The organism is Dokdonella sp. (assembly GCF_039926425.1).
Classification (GTDB): domain Bacteria; phylum Pseudomonadota; class Gammaproteobacteria; order Xanthomonadales; family Rhodanobacteraceae; genus Dokdonella_A.
Genome location: NZ_JBDSWZ010000311.1, coordinates 1 through 10246 on the forward strand (window position 1 = coordinate 1; position 10246 = coordinate 10246).

The window sequence follows — 10246 nt, forward strand, 5'->3', positions numbered from 1 at the left end:
TCAAGCCGGTGTTGGCCAACGGCGAACTGCGCTGCATTGGTTCGACGACGTTCCAGGAATACCGCGGCGTGTTCGAGAAGGACCGCGCGCTGGCGCGGCGCTTCCAGAAGATCGACGTGGTCGAGCCGTCCATCGCCGACAGTTTCGAGATCCTGAAAGGCCTCAAGTCGCGCTTCGAGGAGCACCACAAGGTCGAATACACGAACGATGCGCTGAAAGCTGCGGTGGATCTTTCGGTCAAGCACATCGCCGACCGTCTGTTGCCCGACAAGGCGATCGACGTGATCGACGAAGCCGGCGCGCGACAGCAGTTGCTTCCCGAGGCGGATCGGAGTGGCCGGGTCGACGTGCCGGATGTGGAATTCATCGTCGCCCGCATGGCGCGGATCCCCACCAAGCAGGTGTCGGCGTCGGACCGCGACGTTCTGCGCAATCTCGACCGCAATCTCAAGATGGTTGTGTTCGGCCAGGATCCGGCGATCGACGCGCTGACCAGCGCAATCAAGATGGCAAGGTCGGGCCTCGGCAATCCGGTCAAGCCGATCGGCTGCTTTCTGCTGACCGGACCGACCGGCGTCGGCAAGACCGAGGTAACCCGCCAGCTCGCGATGCAGTTGGGCATCGAGCTTGTTCGCTTCGACATGTCCGAATACATGGAAGCGCATTCGGTGTCGCGCCTGATCGGTGCACCTCCGGGTTACGTCGGATTCGACCAGGGTGGCCTGCTGACCGAACAGATCGTGAAGCATCCGCACTGCGTCCTGTTGCTCGACGAGATCGAGAAGGCGCATCCGGACGTCTACAACGTGCTGCTGCAGATCATGGACCGCGGCGCGCTGACCGACACGAACGGACGCGAGGCGAATTTCAAGAACGTGATCATGGTGATGACGACGAACGCGGGCGCGCAGATGGCGTCGCGACGCACGATGGGCTTCGTCGAGCAGGATCACGCGACCGACGCGATGGAAGTGCTGAAGCGCAACTTCAGTCCGGAGTTCCGCAATCGTCTGGACGCGATCATCCAGTTCGGTGCGCTCGACTTCGATCACATCCTGCGCGTGGTTGACAAGTTCCTGATCGAGCTCGAAGCGCAGTTGCAGGAAAAACATGTCGTGCTGCACGTGGACGCCGATGCACGCCGCTGGCTGGCCAAGCATGGTTTCGACCCGCAAATGGGTGCGCGGCCGATGGCCAGGGTGATCCAGGAAAACGTCAAGCGCCTGCTCGCCGACGAACTGCTGTTCGGCAAGCTTGCCGATGGAGGCAAGGTGACGCTCTCTCTCAGGGACGACAAGCTGGCTGTCGAATGCGAGGCGGGCGAAAAGCTGCCGGTGGTCGTCGAATAGCGCCGTCGCTCGCACCGGCGACATACGAAAAAGCCGCGCAAAAGCGCGGCTTTTTTTATCGGTGCGGGCGTCTGGCGGACGATTGCGACGCCGATTTCACGACACCGGCTATTTCATGCGGTATGTGATGCGGCCCTTGCTGAGGTCATACGGGGTCATTTCGACCTTGACCTTGTCGCCGGTCAGAATGCGGATGTAGTTCTTGCGCATGCGGCCGGAAATATGTGCGGTGACCACGTGCCCGTTTTCGAGCTTCACGCGGAACATCGTGTTGGGAAGGGTTTCGAGAATTGCGCCTTCCATCTCGATGACGTCGTCTTTTGACATTTTTCCTTGGGGCTTGAGCGGCTGGGTGCCGGGAACGGCGCGCGATTCTGCCACGTTAGCGAGGTGGCGGGAAGTAAAACCGTCAGCGGCCGCCCGCGAGCACATGGTTGGCAACCCTGCGCGGCATCGTTTGTCCGCGCTGACGAGTCACATCGATTGTGTGAAAACGGCCAGGCGCATGCTGCCGCCGGACTGTCGCGTCGTTCCGCGAGCGGCCCTTGCGGAGCGTCGTCACGCGAGATCCGCAGCCAGCAGTGGGCCCGCGCGTTCTTGCCATGAACCGATGTGTCCATCCAGCCGCGTCAAAGTCGATAACTGCTCGCAGAAAAAGCCGCGCGGCATTTCGCGTGCGCCGAGCGTGAAAAGATGATCCGACGGGAGTTGCGCATCGAGCAGCGGAAACGACCAGTTCGCCAGCAGGCGGCACAAGCCGAGCAACGCGACCTTCGAACCGTTCGTCGAGTGACTGAACATCGATTCCCCGAAAAACATGCGGCCGACGGCGACGCCATAGATGCCGCCGACGAGCGCATCGCCGTCCCATGCCTCGACGGAGTGCGCATGCCCCATTGCGTGCAGGCGGACGTAAGCCTCCAGCATGTCGTCGGTGATCCACGTTCCGCGGTCATCGGCGCGCGGCGCGGCGCACGCGCGCATGACCTCTTCAAACGCGGTGTCGGCCCGAACCGACCATGCGCATTGACCGCGCAGCCAGCGCGCCAGGCGTCGTGGTACGTGGACGCAGGCGGTGTCGAACACGGTGCGGGAGGACGGCGACCACCAAAGGATCGGCTGATCTCCGGAATACCATGGAAAGATTCCGCGTCGGTAAGCGCTGAGCAGGCGCTGTGGCGACAAGTCGCCACCCGCAGCGAGCAGACCGTCGGGATACGTCAGCGCCGAGCCGACCGGCGGAAACCCGTCGGGCCGATCCTCATCGAGAAAGGGCACCTGGCTCACGAACCCTCGGAAAACGGCGAGTGCTCCATCAGCTCGTCACGATAACGGATCCGCATGCGCGACTCGTGGCGCAGTGCGTCGGCGATCGCCGAACGAAATCGCGGGTCTGCGATCCAGTGGAACGATCGCGTCATCGTTGGAAGAAATCCGCGCGCGAGCTTGTGTTCGCCCTGCGCGCCGGGTTCGAACGCGACCAGTCCTTCGCGCAGGCAGTATTCGATACCCTGGTAGTAGCACGCCTCGAAGTGCAGGCCTTCGATTGTTTCCCGGCATCCCCAGTACCGACCGTACAACGTGGTCGTGCTTCGCAGCAGCAGCGCGCCGGCAATCGGCTCGCCGTCACGCCGACACAGCACGGCGACCACGCGACGCGGCATCGTGTCGCCGAGATGGCGGAAGAATTCGAGTGTCAGCGCTGGATAATTGCCCTTGTCGTCGAACGTGGCGAGATAGAAGTCGTGCAATGTCGACCAGTCATCCGCATCGAGTTCATCGCCGTGGCGGATCTCGCATGTGATCCCGGCACGAGCGACGCGTGCGCGCTCCTGCCGGATGTTCTTGCGCTTCTTCGAGCTGAGTGCGCCGAGAAAATCCTCGAACCGGCTCCATCCGCGGTCGTTGCGCCAATGGAATTGCCAGTCGAAGCGGCCCAGCCAGTCGCTGCTGTCGAGGACGGCCGAGTCTTCTGCCGTCGAAAAATTGAGATGGGCCGACGACAGGTCGAGTCGCTCCGCTTCTCCTCGGATCGCCGTCATCAACGCAATTTTCAGCGCATCGGCGTCGCCGCCGCGACCGCAGAGGAGGCGCGGCCCCGTGACGGGCGAGTAAGGAACCGCGCAGAGCAACTTCGGGTAGTAATCCAGCCCATGCTGCGCGTACGCATTCGCCCAGCTCCAGTCGAACACGAACTCGCCGTGTGAATTGCCCTTGAGATAGACCGGCGCTGCAGCGACCAGTCGCCCGCGGTCGTGCAGCGTCAGGTGATGGGGTTGCCATCCCTTGCGCTCGTCGATGCAGCCGTGGCGCTCCAGGCCTTCGAGGAATGCGTGATCAACGAACGGGTTGTCATCCGGCACCAGCGCATTCCACGCATCAGCGGGGATGTCGCTCATCTGTTGATGAAAGCGTGCCTCGATCACGCCTGTGCGAAGGCCGCGATGCGCGCCGGACGCACACCCGGCGTCTGGAGGTGGAATGCGTCCACGGTCGATTCGTCCTCAACCCTTGTCGAGATACTTCTCGGCATCGAGCGCCGCCATGCAGCCGAAGCCGGCGGAGGTGACGGCCTGCCGATAGACCTGATCGGCGACATCGCCCGCAGCGAAGACGCCTGGAACGCTGGTGGCCGTCGCCCCGCCTTCGAGGCCAGTGCGAATCGTGACGTACCCATTCTTCATCTCCAGCTGATTCTCGAAGATCGATGAGTTGGGCGTATGGCCGATGGCGATGAATGCACCGCTCACGGCGATGTCCTGCGTCGCGTTGTCGTCGGTGCCGCGCAGGCGCACACCGGTCACGCCATTGGCGTCCCCAAGGATTTCGTCGACGGCGTGGTTCCACACGATGTCGATCTTGCCGAGGCGCTGCTTCTCGAACAGCTTGTCCTGCATGATCTTCTCGGCGCGCAGCTTGTCGCGACGATGCACGAGAGTGACCTTGCGGCAGATATTGGACAGGTACAGCGCTTCCTCGACCGCGGTATTGCCGCCGCCGATCACCGCGACATCCTGGTCGCGGAAGAAAAAACCGTCGCAGGTCGCGCAGGCCGAAACGCCCTTGCCCTTGTAGTGTTCCTCGGAGCGGATTCCCAGGTACTTGGCGGTCGCGCCGGTCGCAATGATCAGCGCGTCGCAGGTGTACTCGCCGCCGTCGCCCTTCATGCGGAATGGTCGCTGGGCCAGATCCACGCTGTGAATGTGATCGAACACCATCTCGGTTTTGAACCTCTCGGCGTGCTCGGCCATGCGCTGCATCAGCTGCGGACCTTGCAGCCCCTCGACATCGCCCGGCCAGTTGTCGACGTCGGTTGTCGTCATCAGCTGGCCGCCCTGGGCAAGCCCGGTGATCAGGGTGGGTTTCAGGTTGGCGCGTGCCGCGTAGACGGCGGCGCTGTAGCCGGCGGGGCCCGAACCCAGAATGATCAGTCGCGAGTGCTTGGCAGTGCTCATGTATAATCCCGGCCGCTTTCAGCACGACCATCTCGTATCGTTTTTTCCGACGCCGCGGCGAACCAAACGCCCTCCGGCGAACCCGACCCGCTCATCGATACTGGCCGCTTTGCGGGCGGTGATCGTGCAGGAACCGGGAAGAATGGAGGGAACGACTGCGTGATTCAAGGCGTCATGCGTGAACCCGCTCATTCCCTGAGGACTTTCGCAATGCGTATCGGCGTACCGTCGGAAACCAAGACCCTTGAAGGGCGCGTCGCGCTCGTACCTGCTGCCTGCGCAGACCTCATTCGACGCGGCCATGACGTGTTCGTCCAGGCCGGTGCCGGCATCAAGAGCGGTTTCCGCGACGAGGACTACGCACGCATCGGCGTGAAGCTCGTGCCGACCGCGAAAAAGCTCTACGAGACCGGAGAGTTGATCGTCAAGGTCAAGGAACCGATCGCCGGCGACCTGAAGTACCTGCGCGAAGACCACCTTCTTTTCTGCTACCTGCATCTTGCGGCCGAACCCAAGCTCACGAAGCAACTGCTGGACATCGGTCTCACCGGTATCGCGTTCGAGAGCGTGACCGACAGCGATGGTTCGCTCCCGCTCCTCGCGCCGATGTCGATCATCGCCGGACGCATCGCGACCCAGATCGGCACACACCTGCTGCATCAGCCCGCGGGTGGCAAAGGCAAGCTGCTCGGCGGCCTGCCGTCGACCGAGCGCGGCAAGGTTGTCGTGTTCGGCGCCGGTGCCGCGGGCCGCAACTCGGCCGAACTTGCGGCCGCTGGCGGTGCGAACGTCGTCGTGTTCGAGAAGCGCCAGGACCGCCTGCGCGAGATGATGAATCTCGCCGCAAACGTCACCGCGCTGTATCCGTACGAAGAGACCGTTGCGCGTGAAGTCGAGACGGCCGACCTGGTGATCGGCGCCGTTCTTATTCCGAGCGCGAAGGCGCCACATGTGGTCACGCGGGCGATGGTGAAGTCGATGGAGCCGGGCTCGGTGCTGGTCGACATCTCGATCGACCAGGGGGGCTGCTTCGAGACCTCGCGGGCGACAACGTATGCCGACCCGACCTACCTGGTCGACGGCGTGACTCATTTTTGCGTGACCAACATGCCGGGCGCGGTGCCGCAGACCTCGTCGCAGGCGATTTGCGCCGCGATCCTTCCGTATGTCCAACGCCTCGCAGCCGACAAGTCGTGGCGCAAGTTCGAGCCGCTCAAGGTCGGCATCAACGTCGAAGGTGGCAAGATCGTCCATCCGGCCTTGAAGTCCTGACCCGCAGCATGCCCGTGCTCTTCAGCGCGGGCTTTCTCCACATTCTCCTCGCAGAAACAATGGTTTATCGGGTCTACTTCAGGTAACTTATTCTGGTGGCGCGCGTCCAGAAAGCAGCAAGCACGACTTCCCGACTCGACGAGCAATGGCACAAGCGTCTGCGTGAGGCAGCGTTCCTGTTGCTGTTGCCGCTGGCGATCTATCTGCTCGCCTGTTTCATCAGCTATCTACCGTCCGATCCGGGCTGGTCGCATGCCGGGGACCCGTCGCATGGCATCCACAACTTCGGGGGTGCGTTCGGCTCCTGGATTGCGGACCTCGTCTTCTACCTGATCGGTGTTGTTGCCTACGCATTGCCGGTGCTGTTGCTGGTGGTCGGTGCGGTTGTGTTGCGGGGTGCCGTTGCGACGGAGCGGTCGCCCCTCGAGCCGACGCTTCGGCTGATCGGGTTTGTCACGTTCTTCATCGCCGCTCCCGGGCTTGCGTTCCTTCACGGAAACGCACCGACGCGATTTCCTGCCGGCGAAGGCGGAATTCTCGGCCAGCTCATCGGCGGGAGCCTGATGAATACGTTCGGGCCTCTGGGCGCGGGCATGTTCCTGCTCGCGTTGTTGTTGATCGCGATCACGCTCGCGACCGGCCTTTCGTGGTTCCGCCTGATGGATGCGATCGGCAGGTTCCTTCTGGGTGCCGGTGCAGGCGTCGCGAGCAAGATGAAGCGCGCCGAGGATTGGAACGTCGCCCGCGAGGCGCGCGCCGAGCGCGAGGTCGTGCGCAAGATCGACACGGTCAAGCAGGCGAAGCGCGAGCCGATCAAGATCGAGCCGACCATTACGCCGATCGAAAAAAGCGATCGTGCCCGTCGCGAAACGCAGATTCCGTTGTTCGCCGGCGCGTCCGTCGAAGGCGAAGTGCCACCTCTTTCGTTGCTCGACGAGCCGAAGCCGCAGCTCAAGGGCTATTCGGAAGAAACGCTCGAGGCGCTCTCGCGCCAGGTCGAATTCAAGCTGAAGGATTTCCGCATCGATGCGCAGGTGGTCAGCGCACATCCCGGACCGGTGATCACGCGCTTCGAAATGCAGCCGGCGCCGGGCATCAAGGGCAGTCAGATCTCCAGTCTCGACAAGGACATTGCGCGCGGGCTGTCTGTGGTCAGCGTTCGCGTGGTCGATGTGATCCCGGGCAAGTCGGTGATCGGTCTCGAAATCCCCAATACGCATCGCGAGATCGTTTACCTCTCGGAGATCCTCAGTTCCGGCAAGTACGACGCGTTGAAGTCGCCGCTTGCGTTGGCATTGGGCAAGGACATTGGCGGTGCGCCGGTGGTGGTGGATCTGCAGAAGATGCCGCATCTGCTGGTCGCTGGAACGACGGGTTCGGGCAAGTCGGTGGCGCTCAACGCGATGGTGCTGAGCCTGCTGTACAAGGCCAGTGCGCGCGACGTGCGCATGATCATGATCGATCCGAAGATGCTGGAATTGTCCGTCTACCAGGGTATTCCGCATCTGCTCGCGCCTGTCGTCACCGACATGAAGGAAGCAGCCAACGCGTTGCGTTGGTGCGTCGCCGAAATGGAGCGGCGCTACAAGCTGATGTCGATGGTCGGCGTGCGCAACCTGGCCGGATTCAACAAGAAGGTGAAGGAAGCGGACGACGCCGGCCAGCCGATCCTCGACCCGCTGTTCCGACCCGATGCCTCGCAGCCGCTCGTCACCGCGCAACCGTTGCACCCGTTGCCGTACATCGTCGTGATCATCGACGAGTTTGCCGACATGATGATGATTGTCGGCAAGAAGGTCGAAGAGTTGATCGCGCGACTGGCGCAGAAAGCGCGCGCCGCCGGTGTGCATTTGATCCTGGCGACCCAGCGTCCGTCGGTCGACGTCATTACCGGTCTGATCAAGGCGAATATTCCGACGCGCATCGCGTTTCAGGTGTCGAGCAAGATCGATTCGCGGACGATCCTCGACCAGTCCGGCGCGGAAACGCTGCTCGGCCACGGCGACATGCTGTATCTGCCGCCCGGCACCGCCGCGCCGGAGCGGGTGCACGGAGCATTTGTCGATGACCACGAAGTCCATCGTGTGGTCGAATGGTTGCGGGCACAGGGAGCGCCGGAATATATCGAAGGCGTGCTGGAAGAAGTCCAGTCGCTTGGCAACGGCAAGGTGATCGGCGAATCCGGGCTGCCGGAAGACGCAGCGGGCGAGGGCAGCAACGGTGACTACGACGAACTGTATGACCAGGCCGTGCGCATCGTCACCGAATCCCGGCGCGCATCGATCTCCGGTGTCCAGCGACGCCTCAAGATTGGCTACAACCGCGCTGCCCGGCTGATCGAGGTGATGGAAGCGGAAGGCATCGTCACGCCGCCGGAAACGAATGGAAACCGATCGGTGCTGGCGCCTCCGCCGCCAAAGGACTGATTGGACATGTCAAGACCGAAGTGCCAGTTTCCGGTTCATCCAACTCATGCCCACGCGCTTGTTTGACCTCGATTCCGCGAACGCGGGAACTGCTTCGCAGCGTGCCAGTGGGAGCGAAGGCGATTCCCGCTTTCGCGGAACGACGTCATCACCGGCTGCGGCTGTCTCCCCCTCGACAGGACCGCGATCCGTTGGTCGATTCCGACCGCGTGCGACGCAACACCGCATTCAGCATCCATCTGGCACTGTTGTTTGAGAACTTGCGACCGCGTCGCCATCCATTCGGAGATCGCCATGAAAAAAGTCAGTGAAGTGATGACCCCCAGCGTCCGTCTTGGACGGCCTGATCATACGATCCGCGAAGTAGCGGCCCTGATGATGGAAGCGGACATCGGCAGCTTGCCGATCGAAGATCACGATCGTCTGGTCGGAATGGTCACTGATCGCGACATCGTGCTTCGCGCGGTCGCCTTGGGCCTGGGTGCGGAAACGCTGGTTCGCGAGGTGATGACAGAAGACATCAAGTATTGCTTCGACGACGACAGCGTCGAAAAAGTGGCAGGCAACATGGCCGAGCTCGGGCTTCGACGCATGCCGGTGCTCAATCGCGACAAGCGCCTCGTGGGCATCGTGTCGCTCAGCAACATTGCCTACAGCGGCAACGAGAGCGCGTCCGAATCCATGTTGAAGGGCGTCGCCAAACCGCATTGAATTTCGTTTTTCCGTCGCCGCGCCGGATAATGCGCGGTCGTCCATTTCCTGTCCCCCTCATGCGCATCGCGTCACTTCTGACTCTGGCACTGATTTCCGGTACCGCGACAGCCGCCGATACGGCGCGCCAGCGGATGGAAGCGTTCTCGCACGCGCTCAAGTCAGTGAGCGCAAGCTTCCATCAGTCGGTGACCGACGCAAACGGGCATCGGGGCGATGAATCGCAGGGCACGCTGGCGCTGGAAGCGCCGCGTCAGTTCCGTTGGGAAACCATGCAGCCCTACGAGCAGACCATCGTGGCGGACGGCTCGCGCGTTTGGGTCTACGAACCCGACCTCGAGCAGGTGTCGGTGCGAAGCCAGAACAACGAGGAGGCCCACAGCCCGCTCACCGTGCTGACCGATCTGACGCAACTCGATACGCAATTCACAACAAGCGAGGGCGGCAGCCACGATGACCTCGTCTGGCTGAAGCTGACGTCGAAAGCAAAGGATCCACAGTTCGATTACGCGGAGCTGGGCTTCGATGGTTCCAGTCTTCAGCGCATGCGCTTCAAGGACCAGCTCGGCAACACCACCGACATCCGTTTTGCGGACTGGAAACGCAACCCGGGATTCGCTGCGGGAACGTTCACGTTCACGCCTCCGAAAGGCGTTGATGTCGTGGGCGACGTCAAGCCGGATGCGGAAGTGTTTCCGGTCAGGAATTGATCGCTGGTCATTCGTCGCAACGTTTGGCGATTGCCTGGCTTGCTCTTCTGCCCCGTTTTGGCTCTTTCCGTATCATCGACTTCCGTATCATCGACCCATGGCCCGCCGCAAACCTACGTCCGCTGCCGGACTCTTTGCCGAACCCGAAGGGCTGAAGCCGCTCGCCGAGCGGATGCGACCACGATCTCTCGACGAGATTGTCGGCCAGCAGCGCCTGGTCGGCGAGGGCACTGCGTTGCGGCGGGCGATCGAATCGGGCCACGTGCATTCGATGATCCTGTGGGGACCGCCGGGCTGCGGCAAGACCACGCTGGCGTTGTTGC

9 protein-coding genes and 1 pseudogene are annotated in these 10246 nt (G+C 62.5%); 6 read left to right on the forward strand and 4 right to left on the reverse strand.

All coding sequences use genetic code 11. The annotated features are described in order from the left end of the window. Nucleotides 1–1349, forward strand: a 1349-nt coding sequence (locus ABIV12_RS17290) for an AAA family ATPase (protein WP_348061666.1), incomplete at its 5' end; no start/stop codon positions are given. A 108-nt stretch (nucleotides 1350–1457) separates the two neighbouring features. On the opposite strand, the gene infA is transcribed toward ABIV12_RS17290, so the two are convergent. From infA to trxB, 4 genes are all read right to left on the reverse strand, one after another. Next, nucleotides 1458–1676, reverse strand: coding sequence for a translation initiation factor IF-1 (gene infA / locus ABIV12_RS17295; protein ID WP_348061680.1), 219 nt, complete (start codon nucleotides 1674–1676; stop codon nucleotides 1458–1460). 231 nt (nucleotides 1677–1907) lie between these two features. Then, entirely contained in the window at nucleotides 1908–2636 is a 729-nt protein-coding gene (aat, locus tag ABIV12_RS17300) for a leucyl/phenylalanyl-tRNA--protein transferase (RefSeq protein ID WP_348061668.1), read from the reverse strand. After that, the gene (locus ABIV12_RS17305) at nucleotides 2633–3748 is read right to left on the reverse strand and encodes a GNAT family N-acetyltransferase (RefSeq protein WP_348061670.1); all 1116 of its coding nucleotides are present in this window, start codon (nucleotides 3746–3748) and stop codon (nucleotides 2633–2635) included. Before ABIV12_RS17305 ends, aat begins: the two co-directional genes overlap by 4 nt. A gap of 105 nt (nucleotides 3749–3853) precedes the next feature. After that, nucleotides 3854–4804, reverse strand: a complete 951-nt coding sequence (gene trxB / locus ABIV12_RS17310; RefSeq protein WP_348061672.1) for a thioredoxin-disulfide reductase — start codon at nucleotides 4802–4804, stop codon at nucleotides 3854–3856. Between the two features lie 210 nt (nucleotides 4805–5014). Between trxB and ald the strand changes: the two genes are divergently transcribed. The 5 genes and pseudogenes from ald to ABIV12_RS17335 all read left to right on the forward strand — a co-directional run. Next, nucleotides 5015–6076 carry an alanine dehydrogenase gene (gene ald, locus ABIV12_RS17315; RefSeq protein ID WP_348061674.1) on the forward strand — a complete coding sequence of 354 codons (1062 nt, stop codon included), beginning with the start codon at nucleotides 5015–5017 and terminating at the stop codon, nucleotides 6074–6076. Nucleotides 6077–6234: 158 nt separating this feature from the next. Beyond that, nucleotides 6235–8502 (forward strand): DNA translocase FtsK 4TM domain-containing protein, encoded by a 2268-nt coding sequence (locus tag ABIV12_RS17320; RefSeq protein ID WP_348061682.1) that lies wholly within the window; start codon nucleotides 6235–6237, stop codon nucleotides 8500–8502. A 294-nt stretch (nucleotides 8503–8796) separates the two neighbouring features. Next, the gene (locus ABIV12_RS17325; protein WP_348061676.1) at nucleotides 8797–9213 is read left to right on the forward strand and encodes a CBS domain-containing protein; all 417 of its coding nucleotides are present in this window, start codon (nucleotides 8797–8799) and stop codon (nucleotides 9211–9213) included. A 59-nt stretch (nucleotides 9214–9272) separates the two neighbouring features. Continuing rightward, a complete protein-coding gene (lolA, locus tag ABIV12_RS17330; RefSeq protein WP_348061678.1) occupies nucleotides 9273–9923 on the forward strand; it encodes an outer membrane lipoprotein chaperone LolA in 651 nt (216 codons plus the stop codon). A gap of 97 nt (nucleotides 9924–10020) precedes the next feature. Then, a pseudogene (locus tag ABIV12_RS17335) lies at nucleotides 10021–10246 on the forward strand (recombination factor protein RarA); the annotation flags it as partial.

Excerpts from the sequence above, each read along its gene's own strand:
- infA (WP_348061680.1), bottom strand. The coding sequence starts at position 1,676 with ATGTCAAAAGACGACGTCATCGAGATGGAAGGCGCAATTCTCGAAACC.
- ABIV12_RS17305 (WP_348061670.1), bottom strand. The coding sequence starts at position 3,748 with ATGAGCGACATCCCCGCTGATGCGTGGAATGCGCTGGTGCCGGATGAC.
- trxB (WP_348061672.1), bottom strand. The coding sequence starts at position 4,804 with ATGAGCACTGCCAAGCACTCGCGACTGATCATTCTGGGTTCGGGCCCC.
- ald (WP_348061674.1), top strand. The coding sequence starts at position 5,015 with ATGCGTATCGGCGTACCGTCGGAAACCAAGACCCTTGAAGGGCGCGTC.
- ABIV12_RS17325 (WP_348061676.1), top strand. The coding sequence starts at position 8,797 with ATGAAAAAAGTCAGTGAAGTGATGACCCCCAGCGTCCGTCTTGGACGG.
- lolA (WP_348061678.1), top strand. The coding sequence starts at position 9,273 with ATGCGCATCGCGTCACTTCTGACTCTGGCACTGATTTCCGGTACCGCG.